The following is a 19,918-nucleotide window of genomic DNA, read 5'->3' as shown; positions in this document are numbered from 1 at the left end:
TTTCATTAAGTATATGTTGGGTTGACCTATGATTATGGTTTTTAATGAAAAATGAAAGTTGACATTGCTGAAAACGATAATGAGAATACCTTGCACTCATATTTATTTTCCCAGCAGGCTAAACCACATGCAGCGCTTGATGCGCTCTTCTCCGCATTATGGTCTTTTGGTAAGCCTTTTAATTTAAATCCTGGTGATGAGTTTTTACTTAATTCTGGCGGTGAGAATAAAATAGTCCTTCTGCAGTCCGGGATTTTTTCATTTTGCCGCTGCGGCAGTGGACTTCATGTGAGTTCTACATTTGCGCCCTCTATTGTCGGACTCGTCGATAGCTATGGGGTAACCTACGATGTTCCGACCCGACCGGAGCACTTTCTGGTGGCCGAAACCGAGTGCAGCGGACGTGCGGTTTCTTTGCCCGACTTTATTAAGACCGTCGATGAGTGCGATCTGTGGCACGATGTCGCACGAATACTTGCCTATCGTCTGATGGTGATGAGCGTACGGGATCGGGAGTTGGTTGGCGTGGATTCTTATCTGAAGGTGCGCGCATTATTAATCGAGCTTTGGGCTTATGCCAGCGAATACCGACAAAGCATTAACGTCCTTAACTTTATTCAAAGACGAACGGGCATATCCCGTAGCCGTACGATGAAACTTCTCTCTGAACTTAAGAAAGGGGGTTATATTAGTATCGATGGCGGTCGTTTATTAGACATGAAGAAATTACCGACGGCCTATTAGCGATGTTGCATAAAAGGTGTTTTTTTACATCAATTAAACACCTTTTAAAAAGTATTACGAACGATTGTCTTTCGTGTGTTCATGTATTAATTAAAAAGTCAATAGTCCTGATGGCATAGGGTGTATCTCATGACTATAGTTCTTTTAAAACATGAGGTTATCTGTAGTCCTATAAAAACAGCAGGTGATGATTGCAACTGTTTATACCTTTTATAATAATTAACTAATGTCAGAGTGTTTATTTGAGTGAGGCGATTACTGGTCAGTAAGTTATCTCATATTAATGACGTGAGTGTCTTCCTGTAGCATATAAAGCCAGGGATCGTCAGGCTGGCCTGAGCGAAAGCCCTTGTCCACCAATGTCTGATATTTATCAAACTATAACACTGGGTTTTTATTAAATTTAAAAGGGATTATATGAAAAAGCATCTATTAGCCATGATGGTGACTGCTATTTCTGCAGGCGGCATGATGACTTCCGCTTTTGCGGATACGGCGACCGTTTCTGGTGGCACTGTTAATTTTGTCGGCCAGGTTGTTAATGCCGCCTGTTCTGTTTCTGCTGACTCCGTTGATCAAACGGTCACCTTAAGCCAGGTTCGTGCCAGCAAATTAACGGCCGCCGGCATGGTTGCGAATCAAAAAGAAGATTTCTCGATCAAACTGGAAGATTGCGATACCACGGTAAGCCAGGAAGCCGCAGTTATTTTTAACGGTCAGCAGGACGGTACGCTGGCCGGCTCCCTTGCCAACACCGCAGGTGCTGGTGCGGCTACCAACGTCGCTCTGCAGCTGTATGGTCCGGACGGCCAGCCGCTCAATATTGGCGATACTTCTGGCACCGTAACGTTAATTGATGGTGAAAACGTGGTTCCGCTGAGCGTCGATTATATCGCCACCGGCGCTGTAGTTGCCGGTAACGTCTCTGCTACCGCCACCTTTAGTATGGTGTACTCCTGATTTCTTTTCAGGTATTCCTCCGTGCATCTTGCACGGAGGAAACGCTATTTATGTTGCGCCCAAAATCGTTTATTTACTTAGAAAATGCTTAAAAGAACAATTCAATTTCTATCGCTGTTGCTGGCTATCGCTGGAATAATAAACCAGGCGCACGCGGGCGGTATCGCTCTGGGATCAACCCGCGTTATCTATCCGCAGGGAAGCAAGCAGGTCTCTCTGCCGGTTATTAACTCCTCGGAGAACAACGTTTTCCTGATTCAGTCCTGGGTTGCCAATGCTGATGGTAGCCGGAGCGCTGATTTTATTATTACCCCGCCGCTGTTCGTGATTCAGCCGAAAAAAGAGAACACCCTGCGAATTATGTACATCGGTCCGTCTTTGCCCACCGACCGGGAAAGCGTGTTCTATCTCAATAGCAAAGCGATCCCCTCGGTCGATAAAACCAGGCTGGCGAATAATTCATTGCAAATTGCGACCCAAAGCGTCATTAAACTTTTTATTCGTCCTGCGGATTTGTCCGTTCCTTCCACAAATGCGCCCGCGATGCTGCGCTGCCATAGCCAAAACGGTCGATTAATCGTTACCAATCCGTCGCCCTACTATGTCTCTCTGGTTGAAATACATGCTGGAAGCCGAAAACTGCCGAATGCCATGGTCGCGCCAAAAAGCGAGCTGACGTTGCAGAGCAGCGAAAGCCGGGTAACCTTCCAGACCGTCAATGATTTTGGTGCGACCACGCCTGTACAAACCTGCCAGAGCCAATCTTAGCGTGCAGAAAATGGCTGCTATAAAGCGTCAATCGCCGTCTGTCAGTAAACCGGTGCTGATGACCCTGACTTTAGTCAGCGTGTTAACGCTGCCGAAGGGCTGGGCGGATAACTATTTTAATCCCGCGTTTTTATCGGACGATCCGTCCAGGATCGCCGATCTTTCACGTTTTGAAGGCAACGGCCAGGCGCCTGGCGTTTATCGGGTCGACGTCTATCTGAATGGCGCCTTTCTTGCCACCCGCGATATGACCTTCTACGAAGCGAAACCCTCCGCCAGGACGCCAGCCGCAGACGACTCCGGGCTAAGCGCTTGTCTGACGCCTGATATGCTCAAAGAGATGAAGGTGAACGTTGAGGCCTTTCCGGGGTTGTTAAAGCCCTCTTCTCAAGGGTGCGTGGATATTGCCGCCGCCATTCCCGCGGCTTTCGCGCGCTTTGATTTCACCCAGCAGCGCCTGAATATCAGTATTCCCCAGGCGGCGATGAAGAACAGCGCCAGGGGCTATATTGCACCTGAATACTGGGATGAAGGGATCAACGCGCTATTGCTTAATTACACGTTTACCGGTGCGAATAGCCGCGATCGCAGCGAGGGCGGCGTTGATGCCCGTACCCTGTTTCTTGGCCTTAACAGTGGCCTGAACCTTGGCGCCTGGCGCTTGCGTAACTATTCCACCTGGAACGATAACAGCGGCGGCGAGAGCAATAAAAGCGACTGGCAGCATATCAGCACGTATGTAGAGCGCGATCTGCGCGCTCTGAAAAGCGAACTGACCGCAGGAGATAGCTATACGCCTTCCGCGATCTTCGACAGTTTGCCCTTTCGCGGCATTCAGCTGGCTTCCGATGACAACATGCTGCCTGACAGTATGAAAGGCTTCGCACCGACCATCCATGGTATCGCTAAAAGCAATGCCCAGGTGACCATTCGGCAGAATGGCTACACCATCGACCAGCGCTACGTCTCTCCCGGCGCATTTACCATTGACGACCTTTACTCCACGGCCAGCAGCGGTGATTTAAGCGTTGAGATAAAAGAGTCCGATGGCAGCATCACTCGCTATAGCGTGCCGTATTCCGCTGTGCCAATTCTGCAACGTGAAGGGCGGTTGAAATACGCGGCCACGGCGGCGAGCTATCGCGGCGACAGCAGCCAGAAAGAGGACGTTAAGTTTGGCCAGGCGACGCTGATATGGGGCCTGCCGCACGGCTTTACCGTCTACGGCGGGACGCAGTTTGCCGATCATTATCGCGCGCTGGCGTTAGGTACGGGAGCCAATCTGGGCGACTGGGGGGCGATTTCCGTCGACCTGACCCAGGCGCGCAGCACCCTGGCTGATGATAGCGAGCATCAGGGGCAATCCACGCGTTTTCTTTACGCTAAATCGCTGAATAGTCTGGGAACTAACTTTCAGCTGCTCGGCTATCGCTACTCAACATCGGGTTTTTATACCCTCGACGAGACGGCGTGGAAGCGCATGTCTGGCTATAACGGTCCAACCGACGAAAACGAAGACCAGCGTAGCTGGAGCGATTACTACAACCTCTATTACACCAAACGCGGCAAGATTCAGCTGAATATCTCGCAGCAGCTTGGGCGTTTTGGTTCGCTTTATGTAACCGGTAGTCAGCAGAGCTACTGGCATACCGGTGAGAAGAACACGCTGCTGCAAGTGGGCTATAGCGATACTCTGGCGGGCGTGTCATGGAGCCTCTCTTATAACCAAAGCCGTGCCCCGGGAGAGGACAAGAGCGACCAGCTTATTGCCCTGAATCTCTCGCTGCCGCTCAGCCAGTGGCTACATCACAGCGATGATATTACCCACAAGCATCACAATATCTACGCCACGTTCAGCACCAGTACCGATCGGCACGGCGGCGTCAGCCAAAATGCCGGAATAAGCGGTACCGCGCTGGCGCAAAACAATCTCAGCTATAGCGTACAGCAGGGTTATCAAAATCATGGCGTTGGCAAAAGCGGCGCCGCCAGCCTCGAATATGATGGCGCCGAAGGCAATGTCAACGTGGGCTATAACACCAGCAATAACGGCGATTATCAGCAGATAAATTACGGGCTGAGCGGCGGCATAGTGGCGCATGCGCACGGCTTAACGCTGAGCCAGCCGCTGGGCGAGACCAACGTGCTGATCGCCGCTCCGGGAGCAGGCAATGTCAATATTGATGACGAGCCGGGCATTCATACCGATCGCCGGGGCTATGCGGTGGTGCCTTACGCCACGACCTATCGCCAAAATCGCATGGCGCTGGATGTGAACTCGATGGCGGATGACGTGGATATCGACGATGCCGTCGTGAACGTCGTGCCTACGCAGGGCGCGCTGGTACTGGCCAGCTTTAAAGCGCGCGTCGGCGAACGTGCGCTCCTGACGCTGCTGCACGACGGGCAGCCGGTACCGTTCGGCGCGACCGCCTCGACCGATGCGTCAGCGGAGGAGGCGATCGTCGGCGATGGCGGCGAAGTTTACCTGGCCGGTTTGAGCCCCCAGGGAACGCTCAAAGTGCAGTGGGGCCGGGGAGCTTCCCGGCAGTGTCTGGTGCATTATCAACTTCCCGCAACCCGGCAGGCCCTGGTGCGACAACGCGTGGAATGCCGCTAAATGAAGACAGGTTTATTTTTTATTCCGCTGGCGGGACTGCTGTTAGCCAATGCGGCTCAGGCTGCCGTCTGTCAAAACGTCAACGGCGCGCCTACTACGGTCGATTACGATCTGAGTACCACCCTCACGGCGGCCCAAAACGCGGCGGGGAATACGGTTCAGTTGACCAAAAACCAGGAAGTGAACGTTCAGGCCGTGTGTCCCGCAGGGTCGGCATTCTCGAACCGGACGTATCGTTCCTATGTTTCACCCTACGCCGTGGTTGAAACCAGCGGCCCATGGAAGTATTTAAAGCTCGACCCTGACTATCTGGAGGGGGCGATGAGAATTGACGACTCCGCGGCAGGAACCCTTTATCTCCCTACCAACTACGCCTATATGGGCACCGATGACAGCGTAAACGCCGGCAAACCGTTCTACATCCGCGACTCGAACCTGGTGTTTCAGCTCAAGATTGCCAGGCCTTTCGTGGGGACCGTCACTATCACTCCGAAGACCATGTTCAACGTCTACGTGACGACAGGGACGAGCGATCCCCTGAGCAACGTGGTTTACAACATTGCTTACAGCGGAACGGTAACCGTACCACAAAGCTGCGAAATCAACGCAGGGCAGACCATTCTTGTGGATTTCGGCTCGCTTTATAGCGGTGGCTTCAACCGCGCCGGGGCAAAGCCGGTGAGCGTCAGAAATAAAAAATTCAGGGTGCCGGTGAAATGCAGCGGCGTGAATTCGCAGGTTAATTTAAGCCTGCGGCTGATTGCGACAGCGGATACTCACCTTAACCAGGCTATCGCCTCGGATAACCCGGACGTCGGCGTGGTGGTTGAGACCAACGATGGCGCGGTATTGACGCCAAACGATGCCAGCAGCGTGGTGCCTTTCGTCACTGACGATGCCGGCAAAGCCAACATCGCGCTGCAGGCTTATCCGGTTAGCACGACCGGTGAAATCCCCGCAGAGGGCGTATTTACCGCGCTGGCTAACCTGCGGGTGGACTTCGACTAAATGAGCTTAAAACGCGGTCTCTTTTTAGCGCTCCTCTGCGGGAGCCCATTTTGCCAGGCCGGTGATACCGGCAACAACCTGGAATTTACCGGCACGATCGTTGCGCAAACCTGCGATGTGGAGATTTCCAGCGTCAGCCAGAGTATCGATTTGGGGCAGTTTTCGGTTGAGGATTTTCCCGCAACCGGAACGACGACAAAATTTAAGCCGTTTAACATTAATCTGAAAAACTGCTCCCGGGGAATTACCGGAACCAAAATCTGGTTTACCGGCACGGCAGACAGTGATGATCCGTCGCTGCTGGCGCTGACCGATACCGGCATGGGTAACGAAAATATGCTGGCCAGCGGCATCGGCGTGGAGCTGCTTGATGAAGATCAAGATGATGTCAGTATGAATAATAGTGAATCAGTAGTTTATCCCCTCAAGGCCGGGCGCAATACGCTCTCCTTCTACATTCGCTACAAATCGACACGGCCAGTGGTCACCTCCGGCAATGCGACGGCGGTGATGTATTTCGACCTGCAATACGAATAGGCGCGGCGATGAATAAATATGCTTATTATGCCTGCATGGCTTGCTGCCTTCTGACGACAGCAACGGCAGACGCGCATGACGGGCGTGTCTATGTCACCGGCACGATTACCGACAATACCTGCACGCTGTCGCCGGATTCAGAAAACATTAACGTGGAGATGGGCAGCGTATCGAACCGTCAGTTTTACCAGGCTGGCGATGGTTCCGCCTGGCAGCCTTTCGCCATTGATTTGCAGAACTGCGGCAGCACCGTCAGCGGCGTTACGGTGAGCTTCAGCGGGACGGCAAATCAGCGAAATACGGATCTCCTGGCGCTTATCGACGCGGCGGACGATGCCACAGGGATTGGCATTGGCCTCTATGACCAGGATAAACATCTTATTCCGCCAGGGCAGACGAGCGAAGTCATCGCGCTTTCTCCGGGGCAGACTTCCGCGCATCTGCAGTTCTATGCTCGCTATATCGCGGACGGCAGCGCGGTTACGGCCGGAAAGGCGAATGCTTCAGCCACGTTTATCCTCGCCTATGAATAAACTCCTTTTTTATATCGTCATGAGCTGGCTGCTGCCGATCCCTGTAGCTCAGGCGGGCGTGGTGATCGGTGGGACGCGGTTTATCTATCATGCGCAGATGCCGACCCTAAGCGTGCCGGTGAGCAACACCTCTTCTGAGAGCTGGCTTATTGATAGCCACATTCAGTCGGCGCGACGATGGCCCGGCGCGGCTATTGCCGCAGGGAACAGACCCCCCTTTATCATTACGCCGCCGTTGTTCCGTCTTGCGGCAGAGCAGGAGAATACGCTGCGCGTGACCTGGACCGGCGACGCGCTCCCCTCCGACCGGGAAAGCCTGTTCACATTGAGTATTGCCGCCATACCCTCCGGTAAGCCTGGCGACCATCATGTTCAGATGGCCTTTCGTTCCGCGCTGAAGCTTATCTATCGTCCTGCTGGCCTGGCAGGCAATCCCCAGCAGGCGTACCGGGGGCTGCGCTGGACGTTGACCCCGGAGGGGCTGTCGGTACAGAACCCGGGCCCTTATTACGTCACGCTCTTCTCGCTCAAGGCCAACGGCCGGCCCATTGATACCGCAGGTGTCGTCGCCCCTTTTTCGACGCGCAAAACCGGCTGGTGCCAGCGGGCGACCCGCTGCGAGGTGCGCTGGCAAAGCATTAATGATTATGGCCGCGTGCTGCCGCCGATAGCGGCGAACGTACTGCTGGCGCGCTGATTTTTATCCCTGGAATGAGAGTTTGTTTTATGCACGATTCATCTTTAAAGCTGAGCTGCCTGGCGGCACTGGCGCTGATTAGCGGCGCGATTTCTTTACCGGCGCAGGCGGAGAACGGCGAGCCGGCGTCGCAGATTGGTCCGGCGGCGGAGGCCTATATCGCCAGCCATCCGGATAAAGTCGGCGAAGCCGTAGCCACGTATCTGGCGAATCACCCGGAATTTCTCATCGCCGCCAGTGAAACGCTACATCAGCGGCAGCAGATCGCCCAACAGCAGGCTTACGTACAGCTGGCCCTGCAGTATCAGGCCGGGCTGTTGAGCAGCGCCAGCCCATCCGTTGGCCCGGCAGATGCGAAAGCTGCAGTGGTCATGTTCTTTGATTATCAGTGTTCATGGTGCAGCAAAATGGCGCCGGTTATCGAGGCGCTGATCAAAGCCAACCCGGATACGCGCTTTGTTTTCAAAGAGTTCCCTATTTTTTCTTCGCGCTGGCCGGTATCGGGGCTGGCAGCAAGGATCGGCGAACAGGTGTGGTTAAGCGACGGCGGCGCCAAATATCTTGACTGGCATAACGCGCTCTATGCCACCGGTAAAGTGGAAGGCGCGCTCACGGAACAGGATGTCTATGGCCTGGCGCAGCATTATCTGTCGAAAGAGAAGATCGCGGAGGTCAAGCAGGCGCAGGATAGCGGGGCGGTTCATGACGCTCTGCTGGCAAATCAGGCGCTGGCCCAGCATATGAACTTTTCCGGTACCCCCGCGTTTGTCGTGATGCCACAGGCGAAAACGCCGGAGGCTAACCGCGTCTCGGTGATGCCCGGCAGCTCCTCGCAGGACGCTCTGCAGACGGCGATTCAGAAAGCGAAAGGCTAGGGACGGCGTTCTCTACCGGGGTGGTCACGCCCCGGTGAAATCAAACACAGGAGTGTCGAAACATGGAAAAAATGCCCCTCATACATAGTGTGATGCCCGCGCTGGTCTTGCCGCTATGGTTTATCGGCTGCGCGTGCCTCGCCTCCGGCGGTCAGCTTCAGTTTTCCGGTAGCGTGATAACCGCCGCCTGCTGGAACGAAACGGGAACCTCCGATATTTTATGCCAGCGTCAGGATCGTCTTGAGCGTCATATCACCGTGGAAAACCTCATTGTGCCCATATCCTCCCCCTATGCCACGATTGAAAAGTCCTACCTGGATGAGGACAAACAGCTAACGCTGCTGCGCGTGGTCTATGACTGATCCTCACGCCCGTCTGTCATTGCCAATAATCCGATCGCCCCGGTCCCTCAGGCAAGATAAGGGGCGGAGAAGAGGGTATTTCTTGCGCATCTGTTTAATGAGTCAGTGCCGTTTTCATTATTGTTAAGAGAATATTCTCTGCAACAGAAACATTCATTTATGTGGTTATTAACAACATTCATTGACACCCTTTTTGCATGAGTTTTTATGCCGTTGCTATGTGAGATTTCAATCACTAATATCATTTTCTTTTCGATTGATACTTCTTTCCCGATTGGCCGGTTTGGCTATGGATACATCAATTTTACTCCCATGAATATCTGCAATTATAGGCTGGTGAGAAAGCAATAATACATCTGGCCAGAGGGCTTATGGGATTAAATGCGTTATATGTTGCGTTATCAATTTTTAAATTTTTTTCTGAGGGATTAACATGAAAAAAACATGTGTTGCCGGCCTGATTGGCCTGGCATTATGCGCAGGTAGCGCCATGCATTCTGTTTATGCCGCTGATGCTAAACATCCCAATCTGGTCATCATTCTGGCAGATGATTTAGGCTATGGTGACCTGGGCGCCTATGGGCATCAAATCGTCAAAACGCCCAATATTGATAAGCTGGCTCAGGAAGGGGTGAAGTTCACCGATTATTATGCTCCGGCGCCGCTCTGCTCACCTTCGCGGGCGGGCCTGTTGACCGGCCGCATGCCGTTTCGTACGGGCATTAGATCGTGGATCCCGGAGGGGAAAAATGTTGCCTTAGGCCGTAACGAGCTGACGATTGCGAATCTGCTGAAGCAGCAGGGTTACGATACGGCGATTATGGGCAAACTCCATCTCAACGCCGGCGGCGATCGTACCGACCAGCCGCAGGCGAAGGACATGGGCTTTGACTACAGGCTGGTCAATACCGCCGGGTTCGTGAGCGACTCGACGCTGGATAACGCCAAAGAGCGTCCTCGCTACGGCATGGTCTATCCCACCGGTTTTACCCGCAACGAGAAACCTATCGGTCGCGCGAAGACGTTCAGCGGCGAGCTGGTGAGTTCGGAAGTCGTCAACTGGCTGGATAAGAAGAAAGATAACAACCCCTTCTTCCTCTACGTCGCCTTTACCGAAGTGCATAGCCCGCTGGCCTCGCCGAAGAAATATCTCGATATGTACGCGCCTTATATCAGCGCTTATGCGAAGCAGCACCCGGATCTGTTCTACGGTGATTGGGCGGATAAGCCCTGGCGCGGCGCCGGTGAGTACTATGCCAACATCAGCTATATGGATGCTCAGGTAGGGAAAGTTCTCGACAAGATTAAAGCAATGGGTGAAGAAGATAACACGATCGTAATTTTTACCAGCGATAACGGCCCGGTTACCCGCGAAGCGCGAAAAGTTTATGAGCTGAACCTTGCTGGTGAAACGGATGGGCTGCGGGGTCGTAAAGATAACCTGTGGGAAGGCGGAATTCGCGTCCCGGCGATTATCAAATATGGTCACCATATTCCGCAGGGGATGGTCTCAGAAACGCCGATGTCGGGTCTGGACTGGATGCCGACGCTGGCGCAGATGATGAACTTCCCTCTGCCGAAGGACCGTACCTATGACGGCCAGTCAATCGTACCGGTACTGGAGAAGCAAGCGTTCAAGCGGGAAAAACCGCTGATTTTCGGTATCGATATGCCGTTCCAGGACGATCCGACCGATGAATGGGCGATTCGCGACGGCGACTGGAAAATGATTATTGATCGCGAAGGTAAGGCTAAATACCTCTATAATCTGAAGCAGGATCGCGCAGAAACGCTAAATCAAATCGGTAAGCAGCCCGAAATTGAGCAGCGGATGTTCGCTGAGTTTCTGAAATATAAAAATGACATCGATAATGATTCACTGATGAAAGCCCGCGGAGATAAACCGACGCCGGTGACCTGGGGCTGATGAAATATTAGCATATCATAATCGTATGCTACCAGGCGCCATACCTGCCTGATTCAGCGTTCTGACGTTGAATCAGGTATTTTTATTGGCCCGCATCGGCGGATAGACAGAGGCTGCAATAACCTGAACCGTTACTCATAATCAAAAAAAGGGTGATAACGCGCTTTTACCCTGGAGAAATAATAGTGATAAAATCAGCGAGGCCCGAGGGAAATATTCGCAGTGAGTGAATATGTTTAACGACGTTAATGTTAATAGTTGCAAAACGCCCGGTTGTAAAAATCTTGGCGTGCTTAATAGCCCTGATTATCTTCGTCAGGGAGAAAATATCCTGTGCCGGGAATGCGGCTTTCTCTTTCCGCCCATTTCGGCGATTTCCCTTAACGCTTTTCGCCGCACGGTAAACCAGGGATGGAAGGGGCTGGTTAAGCAGTGTCCGGGATGCGGCAGCGTTTCTCTAAAACGCTACGGCTACTCGGCGCAGGGCGAGCGGCGTATGGCATGTCGCGACTGCAGCAAGACCTTCGTGATACCGGACAGCCTGACCCTCACGCCTCGCCAGCAGGAGCTTGCCGCTTTCATCCAGCAAGGCAGCTCGCTTAACGATATTCGCACTCTACTGGCAATCGATAACACTACATTAGGCCGCGAATTAGCTAACCTCTCTTATCGCGCGGACCTGGCGGAGCGCGCTTTTGACTTTCCGGCGTTTGATATTGTTCTCACCACCCGGGCGTTTAGCCTTGGTTTTAACGGTGGAGAGAATCGGCTGTATGTGCTGGTCACCGCTGAGGAAAAAAGCGGTAAAGTGGTGGCTATCTCGACGAACTATACTCCACGCCCGGTTGAGCCGGCGTATCAGTATCAATCGCAATATGAAGAACGACTGCCCCCAGGCACGCTGGCGTATCTCGTGCAACGCAAAGAAATGCTCACTATGCGGCGTCGTGGCGCGCTGTTTGATATTGATTACGGGCCGGGAACGTTGCACCGGCATGTGCGAGGTATGCTGGTTAAACCCGTATTGCCGGCCTATCGACATTTTGAACTGGTGCGAATGTTAACCGATGAGCGTTCGCTAAATGTGCAGCATTATCTCGATCATGAGTGTTTCATCCTTGGCGGATGTATGATGGCAAACCTGGCGCAGGTCCGGCAGGGGCGCTGCCATATCTCATTCGTCAGAGAACGCGGTGTAAACCCCCCTCAGGGCGAAATGCCACCGCGACTGTTCTACAGCGGCGGGATCCGCAACAATGTCTGGCGAACATTCTCCACGCGGGACTACGCCATGGCCGTTTGTAACCTGACCGGAAGTAAGAAAACCGGCCTGTTACGGCATGCGACCCTGCGAAGCGCCAGCGAATTTATAGACTATATTTATCGCCATCCTTTCCTTCCCTGGCTCACCAGGATGTCGCCTGCCAACGTGACGTCTGCGCTAAATCATTTGAAATATGAATATAACAACCGTCTTTCCTGCCTGCCTTTTTAAACTTCACTGCCCGGTTAACCCGGTCAGCATTTGACGGGCGTACATTCGTAAAAAACGATCTTAACGGCAATTTAAACCTACTTTTTTCGATGTATTTGCGTCTGTATTATACTTTTATCGAGTTGTTTGCCGATAAGGTGAGGTAAAAGTGAAACATCTACAGCGTTTTTTTCATAGCGAGGCATCCGGGGGGATAATCCTCATCTTCGCCGCCGCTATGGCGATGCTATTAGCCAATACGGGCCTGACCAGCGGCCTGTATCACTCTTTTCTGGAGACGCCCGTTCAGCTGCGCGTAGGCGCGTTAGAGATCAACAAGAACATGCTGTTGTGGATAAACGACGCGCTGATGGCGGTATTTTTCCTGCTTATAGGTCTGGAAGTAAAGCGCGAGATGAAACAGGGCGCGTTGGCCAGCCGTCGCCAGGCCGTATTTCCGGTCGTCGCGGCGTTGGGCGGCATGGTGGTTCCGGCGTTAGTCTATCTGGCATTTAACGGCCAGGATGCGATTGCCAGAGAAGGGTGGGCGATTCCGGCTGCGACCGATATTGCCTTCGCGCTGGGCGTACTGGCGCTGCTGGGCAATCGGGTTCCCGCTGCGCTGAAGATCTTTCTGATGGCGCTGGCCATCATCGACGATCTGGGCGCCATTATTATCATTGCGCTGTTCTACACGCACGATCTTTCCGTGGTGTCGTTGGTTGTCGCTGCCGGCGCCATTATGGTGCTGGCGGCGCTGAATCTGAGCGGCGTACGGCGTACCGGGATCTATATTCTGGTCGGCGCCATACTCTGGACTGCGGTGCTGAAGTCGGGGGTTCACGCAACGCTGGCTGGCGTCATTGTCGGCTTTATGATCCCGCTAAAAGAGCAGAACGGTAAATCGCCGGCGAAGCAGCTTGAGCACGTGCTGCATCCGTGGGTGGCCTTCCTGATCCTGCCGCTGTTCGCCTTCGCTAACGCGGGCGTTTCTTTGCAGGGCGTCACGGTAGAAGGGCTGACCTCGCTGCTGCCGTTAGGTATTATTGCCGGGCTGTTTATCGGTAAGCCATTGGGAATTAGCGTATTCTGCTGGCTGGCGCTGAAACTGAAATGGGCCTCGTTGCCGGAAGGGACAACCTGCAAGCAAATTATGGCGGTCGGCATTCTATGTGGGATTGGCTTCACAATGTCGATTTTTATTGCCACCCTGGCCTTCGGCAGCGTCGACCCCGGATTGATCAACTGGGCCAAGCTTGGCATCCTGATTGGATCGATATTATCGGCAGTCACGGGATACATCATACTGCGTAAGCGCGTAACGGATTCGGGCTACGCGGCTTAACATCTCACGGAGAGCCGCTACGGCTCTCCTGGACATTATCAGGGAGAGAAGCATGTCGCATATCAACTACAACCATCTGTACTACTTCTGGCATGTCTATAAAGAAGGCTCCGTTGTTGGCGCGGCGGAAGCGCTGTTCCTGACGCCGCAGACCATTACCGGGCAAATTAAGGCGCTGGAAGAGCGCCTGCAGGGGAAGTTGTTCAAGCGAAAAGGAAGAGGGCTGGAGCCCAGCGAATTAGGCGAGTTGGTTTTCCGCTATGCGGATCGCATGTTTACGCTGAGCCAGGAAATGCTCGATATCGTTAACTATCGTAAAGAGTCGAATCTGCTGTTTGACGTCGGCGTCGCGGACGCGCTGTCGAAAAGGTTGGTGAGCGGGGTACTGGATGCTGCCGTTGTCGATAACGAACAGATCCATTTACGCTGTTTCGAATCGACCCACGAAATGCTGCTGGAGCAGCTTAGCCAGCATAAGCTCGATATGATTATTTCCGACTGCCCTATTGATTCAACCCAGCAGGAAGGGCTGTTTTCAGTGAAAATTGGCGAATGCAGCGTCAGCTTCTGGTGCATGAATCCGCCGCCGAAAAAGCCGTTCCCGGCCTGTCTGGAAGAGCGTCGCTTACTGATCCCTGGCCGTCGTTCGATGTTAGGGCGCAAGCTGCTCAACTGGTTTAACTCGCAGGGATTGCAGGTGGAAATCCTCGGCGAGTTTGACGATGCGGCGTTGATGAAAGCCTTCGGCGCGGCGCATAATGCGATATTCGTTGCCCCGACGCTGTATGCGCATGATTTCTATAGCGATGAGTCGATAGTTGAGATCGGACGGATGGACAACGTCATGGAAGAGTATCACGCGATCTTCGCTGAACGAATGATCCAGCATCCGGCGGTGCAGCGTATTTGTCATCGCGACTATTCGGCGCTCTTTACGCCGCCGCAGGCCCAGGACAGCGCTGTTTCTGGCGGTTCGGCAAAGCAATAGTCGCCAGAAGCGCGATGGTTGACGCTTTGAGCGATAGACGACAGACATAAAAAAACCCGCTTTCGCGGGTTTTTTTACAAAGCGACAACAAGCAGACGATTAAGCCAGTTTGTTGATCTGAGCGGTCAGGTTTGCTTTATGACGCGCAGCTTTGTTTTTGTGGATCAGACCTTTAGCAGCCTGACGGTCCACGATTGGTTGCATTTCGTTAAATGCTTTCAGTGCAGTAGCTTTGTCGCCAGCTTCGATAGCTGCGTATACTTTCTTGATGAAAGTACGCATCATAGAGCGACGGCTAGCGTTGTGCTTGCGGGCCTTTTCAGACTGAACGGCGCGCTTCTTAGCTGATTTGATATTAGCCAAGGTCCAACTCCCAAATGTGTTCTATATGGACAATTCAAAGGCCGAGGAGAATGCCCGTTTAGCCTTCTTTTGTCAATGGATTTGTGCAAATAAGCGTCGTTTAAACGAACAACGCTTCATTACGTAGTGATGGCGCAAGATTCTACCAGCTTGTTGCAGGCGAATACAGCCTTTCAACCATAAAAATCGACGACGCCGGAGAGATTTTCCCGCAATCTCGCGCTGAGTGAATGAATTCCCGGGATCTTTCGGTGAAGAGGTGCAATCGCTGGTTAACGTCGCCAGTTGTACAAGGTATACTCGGACGATTTTCACTGTTTTGAGCCAGACATGAAGCTGATACGCGGCATACATAATCTCAGTCAGGCCCCGCACGGGTGCGTGCTGACCATTGGAAATTTTGACGGCGTGCATCGCGGGCACCAGGCATTATTGCAGCGTTTGCGCGCAGAAGGTCGCCAGCGTGGCTTACCGGTGGTGGTGATGATTTTTGAGCCGCAGCCGCTTGAGCTTTTTGCCGCCGATAAAGCGCCGGCACGTTTAACGCGCCTGCGTGAGAAGCTGAACTATCTGGCTGAAAGCGGCGTCGATTACGTCCTGTGCGTGCGTTTCGATCGGCGCTTTGCGGCATTGACCGCCCAGGACTTTATCAGCGAACTGCTGGTCCGCCAGCTGGGCGTTCAGTTCCTCGCCGTTGGCGATGATTTCCGCTTTGGCGCAGGTCGCCAGGGGGATTTCTTGTTATTACAAAAAGCCGGCGTGGAGTACGGCTTTGACGTCACCAGCACCCAAACCTTCTGTGAAGGCGGCGTGCGCATCAGCAGCACCGCGGTGCGCCAGGCGCTGGCAGACGACGATCTGCCCCTGGCGGAGACGCTGCTGGGGCATCCGTTTACCATCTCCGGCCGCGTTGTGCACGGTGATGAACTCGGGCGCACAATAGGTTTCCCGACGGCGAATTTACCGCTGCGTCGTCAGGTTTCCCCGGTTAAAGGGGTCTATGCGGTAGAAGTGACAGGGCTTGGCGACAAACCTTTTATGGGCGTCGCCAACATTGGTACTCGTCCAACGGTGTCCGGCGTGCGTCAGCAGCTGGAAGTCCATCTCCTGGATGTTGTAATGGACCTCTACGGTCGCCATATAGATGTAATACTGCGTAAAAAAATACGTAACGAGCAGCGATTTGCGTCGCTTGATGAGCTAAAAGCGCAAATCGCACGTGATGAGTTAACGGCCCGCGACTTCTTTGGGCTAACCGGGCAGGCATAACCCTGACGGTGTTTATCAAACCGAAATACGGAACCGAGAATCTGATGAGTGACTATAAATCGACCCTGAATTTGCCGGAAACAGGGTTCCCGATGCGCGGCGACCTCGCCAAGCGTGAACCGGGAATGCTGGCGCGTTGGACCGATGATGACCTGTACGGCATCATTCGTGCAGCCAAAAAAGGCAAAAAAACCTTCATTCTGCATGATGGCCCTCCTTATGCGAATGGCAGCATTCATATTGGTCACTCGGTTAACAAGATTCTGAAAGACATTATCGTTAAGTCCAAAGGGCTGGCGGGCTATGACTCTCCGTACGTACCGGGCTGGGACTGTCACGGTCTGCCAATCGAGCTGAAGGTAGAGCAGGAATACGGCAAGCCGGGCGAGAAATTCACCGCCGCCGAGTTCCGCGCCAAGTGCCGCGAATATGCCGCCACTCAGGTTGACGGGCAGCGCAAAGACTTTATCCGTCTGGGCGTGCTCGGCGACTGGTCGCACCCGTACCTGACCATGGACTTCAAAACGGAAGCCAACATCATCCGCGCGCTGGGTAAAATCATCGGCAACGGCCACCTGCACAAAGGCGCTAAGCCGGTGCACTGGTGCGTAGACTGCCGTTCCGCGCTGGCGGAAGCGGAAGTTGAGTATTACGACAAAACTTCTCCGTCCATCGACGTGGCGTTCCACGCGACCGATAAAGCGGCGGTGCTGGCGAAATTCGGCGTGGCCGACGTTAACGGTCCGGTTTCTCTGGTTATCTGGACCACCACCCCGTGGACCCTGCCAGCGAACCGCGCCATCTCCCTGTCCCCGGAATTTGACTATGCGCTGGTGCAGGTTGACGGCCAGGCGCTGATCCTGGCGAAAGATCTGGTCGACAGCGTCATGAAACGCGCCGGCATTACTGATTACACCATCCTTGCGGTGGTAAACGGCGCCGAGCTGGAGCTGATGCGCTTTAAGCATCCGTTCCTCGATTTCGACGTCCCGGCGATCCTGGGCGATCACGTCACTCTGGACGCGGGTACCGGTGCGGTACATACCGCGCCAGGCCACGGCCCGGATGACTATGTTATCGGTCAAAAATATGGCCTGGAAGTCGCTAACCCGGTGGGTCCGGACGGCGCCTATCTGCCGGGAACTTACCCGACGCTGGATGGCGTAAACGTGTTTAAAGCCAACGATATTGTCGTTGCGCTGCTGTCTGAAAAAGGCGCGCTGCTGCACGTAGAGAAAATGCAGCACAGCTACCCGTGCTGCTGGCGTCACAAAACGCCGATCATCTTCCGCGCCACGCCGCAGTGGTTCGTGAGCATGGATCAGAAAGGCCTGCGCGCGCAGTCGCTTGCCGAAATCAAAGGCGTGCAGTGGATCCCTGACTGGGGCCAGGCGCGTATTGAATCGATGGTCGCCAACCGTCCTGACTGGTGTATTTCCCGTCAGCGTACCTGGGGCGTACCGATGTCGCTGTTCGTGCATAAAGAGACGCAGGAGCTGCATCCGCGTACTCTCGAACTGATGGAAGAAGTGGCGAAACGCGTTGAGATCGACGGCATTCAGGCGTGGTGGGATCTCGATTCCCGCGACATCCTCGGCGCCGAGGCCGATAGCTATGAGAAGGTGCCGGATACGCTGGACGTGTGGTTTGACTCCGGATCGACCCACTACTCCGTTGTTGACGTGCGTCCGGAATTTGCCGGTCACGCCGCCGATATGTATCTCGAAGGTTCTGACCAGCACCGCGGCTGGTTCATGTCATCCCTGATGATCTCTACCGCGATGAAGGGCAAAGCGCCTTACCGCCAGGTGCTGACCCACGGCTTTACCGTTGATGGCCAGGGCCGCAAGATGTCCAAGTCTATCGGCAACACCGTCTCTCCGCAGGATGTGATGAACAAACTGGGCGCGGATATTCTGCGTCTGTGGGTGGCTTCCACCGACTACACTGGCGAAATGGCGGTCTCCGACGAGATCCTTAAACGCGCCGCCGACAGCTATCGTCGTATCCGTAACACCGCGCGCTTCCTGCTGGCGAACCTCAATGGCTTCGATCCAGCTAAAGATATGGTGAAACCGGAAGAGATGGTCGTGCTGGACCGCTGGGCAGTAGGCTGCGCGCAAGCGGCGCAGGACGATATCGTCAAAGCCTATGAGTCTTACGATTTCCACGAAGTCGTGCAGCGTCTGATGCGCTTCTGCTCCATTGAAATGGGTTCGTTCTGGCTTGATATCATTAAAGACCGTCAGTACACCACCAAGGCGGACAGCGTCGCGCGCCGTAGCTGCCAGACCGCGCTGTACCACATTGCCGAAGCGCTGGTACGCTGGATGGCGCCGATCATGTCCTTTACCGCTGACGAAATCTGGGGTTACCTGCCGGGCGACCGCGAGAAATACGTCTTTACCGGCGAATGGTACACCGGTCTGTTTGGCCTGGCCGACGACGAAGCGATGAACGATGGTTTCTGGGACGAGCTGCTAAAAGTGCGCGGCGAAGTCAACAAGGTTATCGAACAGGCGCGTGCTGACAAGCAGGTGGGTGGCTCTCTGGAAGCGGCGGTAACGCTGTATGCCGATGCCGATCTCGCGGCGAAGCTCAACGCGCTGGGCGATGAATTGCGATTTGTCCTGTTGACCTCAGGGGCGAAAGTTGCCGATTATGCGCAGGCTCCGGCCGACGCATGGCAGAGTGAGCTGCTGAAAGGCCTGAAAGTCGTGCTGAGCAAAGCCGAAGGTGATAAGTGCCCGCGCTGCTGGCATTACACGACGGACATCGGCAAGGTGGCGGAACACGCGGATATCTGCGGACGCTGTGTCAGCAACATCGCCGGTGACGGCGAAAAACGTAAATTTGCCTGATGAGTAAACCGATTAGTTCAACGGGGCTACGCTGGCTCTGGGTCGTCGTAGCCGTGCTGATTATCGATTTAGGCAGCAAATTCCTGATCCTCCAGAACTTCGCTCTGGGGGATACGGTATCGCTGTTCCCATCGCTTAATCTGCATTATGCGCGTAACTATGGCGCGGCCTTTAGCTTCCTCGCCGACAGTGGCGGCTGGCAGCGCTGGTTCTTCGCCGGTATCGCTATCGGTATCTGCGTGATCCTTGCGGTGCTGATGTATCGCTCTAAGGCGACGCAAAAGCTGAATAATATTGCCTATGCGCTGATTATTGGCGGCGCGTTGGGCAATTTATTCGACAGGCTTTGGCATGGTTTTGTCGTCGATATGATCGATTTCTACGTCGGGGACTGGCATTTCGCCACCTTCAACCTTGCCGATACCGCTATTTGTATCGGCGCGGCGCTGATTGTGCTGGAAGGCTTCTTGCCGAACGCGGCTGCGAAGAAACAGGCGTAACAATACCCGCCGGGCGGCGCGACGTTTGCACGGGTCTACGTTCTCCGTAGGCCCGTTCAGCGCCAGCGTCACCGGACAAAACTAGTG

The 19,918-nt window shown here is 54.0% G+C and carries 18 protein-coding genes; 17 read left to right on the top strand and 1 reads right to left on the bottom strand.

Translation table 11 applies throughout. The annotated features are described in order from the left end of the window. The first annotated feature begins 51 nt into the window (after positions 1-51). The 14 genes from ABLV75_RS16810 to nhaR all read left to right on the top strand — a co-directional run bounded on the left by ABLV75_RS16810 (position 52) and on the right by nhaR (position 14,838). On the top strand, positions 52-744 hold the full coding sequence (locus ABLV75_RS16810) for a winged helix-turn-helix transcriptional regulator (protein ID WP_004108379.1): 693 nt from the start codon (positions 52-54) through the stop codon (positions 742-744). Positions 745-1,161: 417 nt separating this feature from the next. Then, positions 1,162-1,704 (top strand): fimbrial protein BcfA, encoded by a 543-nt coding sequence (locus tag ABLV75_RS16805; protein WP_004108376.1) that lies wholly within the window; start codon positions 1,162-1,164, stop codon positions 1,702-1,704. An 84-nt stretch (positions 1,705-1,788) separates the two neighbouring features. Further along, positions 1,789-2,472: a fimbria/pilus periplasmic chaperone gene (locus ABLV75_RS16800; RefSeq protein ID WP_004108372.1), complete on the top strand. Its 684-nt coding sequence runs from the start codon at positions 1,789-1,791 to the stop codon at positions 2,470-2,472. 10 nt (positions 2,473-2,482) lie between these two features. Continuing rightward, positions 2,483-5,092, top strand: coding sequence for a fimbrial biogenesis usher protein (locus ABLV75_RS16795; protein WP_032704967.1), 2,610 nt, complete (start codon positions 2,483-2,485; stop codon positions 5,090-5,092). Next, positions 5,093-6,100: a fimbrial protein BcfD gene (locus ABLV75_RS16790; protein ID WP_004108362.1), complete on the top strand. Its 1,008-nt coding sequence runs from the start codon at positions 5,093-5,095 to the stop codon at positions 6,098-6,100. Continuing rightward, positions 6,101-6,637, top strand: coding sequence for a fimbrial protein BcfE (locus ABLV75_RS16785; protein WP_004108360.1), 537 nt, complete (start codon positions 6,101-6,103; stop codon positions 6,635-6,637). Between the two features lie 35 nt (positions 6,638-6,672). Next, positions 6,673-7,170 (top strand): fimbrial protein BcfF, encoded by a 498-nt coding sequence (locus ABLV75_RS16780; RefSeq protein ID WP_049094734.1) that lies wholly within the window; start codon positions 6,673-6,675, stop codon positions 7,168-7,170. Next, complete coding sequence (locus tag ABLV75_RS16775; protein WP_032704966.1) at positions 7,163-7,867, top strand: pili/flagellar-assembly chaperone; 705 nt, start codon at positions 7,163-7,165, stop codon at positions 7,865-7,867. The genes ABLV75_RS16780 and ABLV75_RS16775 overlap by 8 nt, the downstream gene beginning before the upstream one ends. Before the next feature lie 29 nt (positions 7,868-7,896). Then, positions 7,897-8,742: a DsbA family protein gene (locus ABLV75_RS16770; RefSeq protein WP_004108353.1), complete on the top strand. Its 846-nt coding sequence runs from the start codon at positions 7,897-7,899 to the stop codon at positions 8,740-8,742. A gap of 62 nt (positions 8,743-8,804) precedes the next feature. After that, positions 8,805-9,104, top strand: coding sequence for a hypothetical protein (locus ABLV75_RS16765; protein WP_004108350.1), 300 nt, complete (start codon positions 8,805-8,807; stop codon positions 9,102-9,104). Positions 9,105-9,537: 433 nt separating this feature from the next. Next, positions 9,538-11,031 carry a sulfatase-like hydrolase/transferase gene (locus ABLV75_RS16760; protein WP_004108345.1) on the top strand — a complete coding sequence of 498 codons (1,494 nt, stop codon included), beginning with the start codon at positions 9,538-9,540 and terminating at the stop codon, positions 11,029-11,031. 232 nt (positions 11,032-11,263) lie between these two features. Next, a complete protein-coding gene (locus ABLV75_RS16755) occupies positions 11,264-12,526 on the top strand; it encodes a hypothetical protein (RefSeq protein ID WP_032734482.1) in 1,263 nt (420 codons plus the stop codon). 148 nt (positions 12,527-12,674) lie between these two features. Then, entirely contained in the window at positions 12,675-13,850 is a 1,176-nt protein-coding gene (gene nhaA, locus ABLV75_RS16750; protein WP_004108340.1) for a Na+/H+ antiporter NhaA, read from the top strand. A 52-nt stretch (positions 13,851-13,902) separates the two neighbouring features. Next, complete coding sequence (nhaR, locus tag ABLV75_RS16745; RefSeq protein ID WP_004108338.1) at positions 13,903-14,838, top strand: transcriptional activator NhaR; 936 nt, start codon at positions 13,903-13,905, stop codon at positions 14,836-14,838. 99 nt (positions 14,839-14,937) lie between these two features. Here the strand turns inward: nhaR and rpsT are convergent, their stop codons facing one another. Further along, positions 14,938-15,201 (bottom strand): 30S ribosomal protein S20, encoded by a 264-nt coding sequence (rpsT, locus tag ABLV75_RS16740; RefSeq protein ID WP_003018940.1) that lies wholly within the window; start codon positions 15,199-15,201, stop codon positions 14,938-14,940. Between the two features lie 330 nt (positions 15,202-15,531). Here rpsT and ribF point away from each other — a divergent pair, with 330 nt between their 5' ends. The 3 genes from ribF to lspA are packed head-to-tail and all read left to right on the top strand — an operon-like array spanning position 15,532 to position 19,831. Further along, a complete protein-coding gene (gene ribF / locus ABLV75_RS16735) occupies positions 15,532-16,470 on the top strand; it encodes a bifunctional riboflavin kinase/FAD synthetase (protein ID WP_004108323.1) in 939 nt (312 codons plus the stop codon). A gap of 44 nt (positions 16,471-16,514) precedes the next feature. Beyond that, positions 16,515-19,331 (top strand): isoleucine--tRNA ligase, encoded by a 2,817-nt coding sequence (gene ileS, locus ABLV75_RS16730; protein WP_348855043.1) that lies wholly within the window; start codon positions 16,515-16,517, stop codon positions 19,329-19,331. Further along, positions 19,331-19,831 carry a signal peptidase II gene (gene lspA, locus ABLV75_RS16725; protein ID WP_004108317.1) on the top strand — a complete coding sequence of 167 codons (501 nt, stop codon included), beginning with the start codon at positions 19,331-19,333 and terminating at the stop codon, positions 19,829-19,831. Before ileS ends, lspA begins: the two co-directional genes overlap by 1 nt. The last annotated feature ends 87 nt before the right edge of the window (positions 19,832-19,918 follow it).

Origin of the sequence: Klebsiella sp. CN_Kp066 (assembly GCF_040065135.1) — a bacterium.
GTDB lineage: Bacteria > Pseudomonadota > Gammaproteobacteria > Enterobacterales > Enterobacteriaceae > Klebsiella > Klebsiella oxytoca.
The sequence above is the reverse complement of the archived record's forward strand: the minus strand, read 5'-3'. Positions and strand labels throughout refer to the sequence as shown.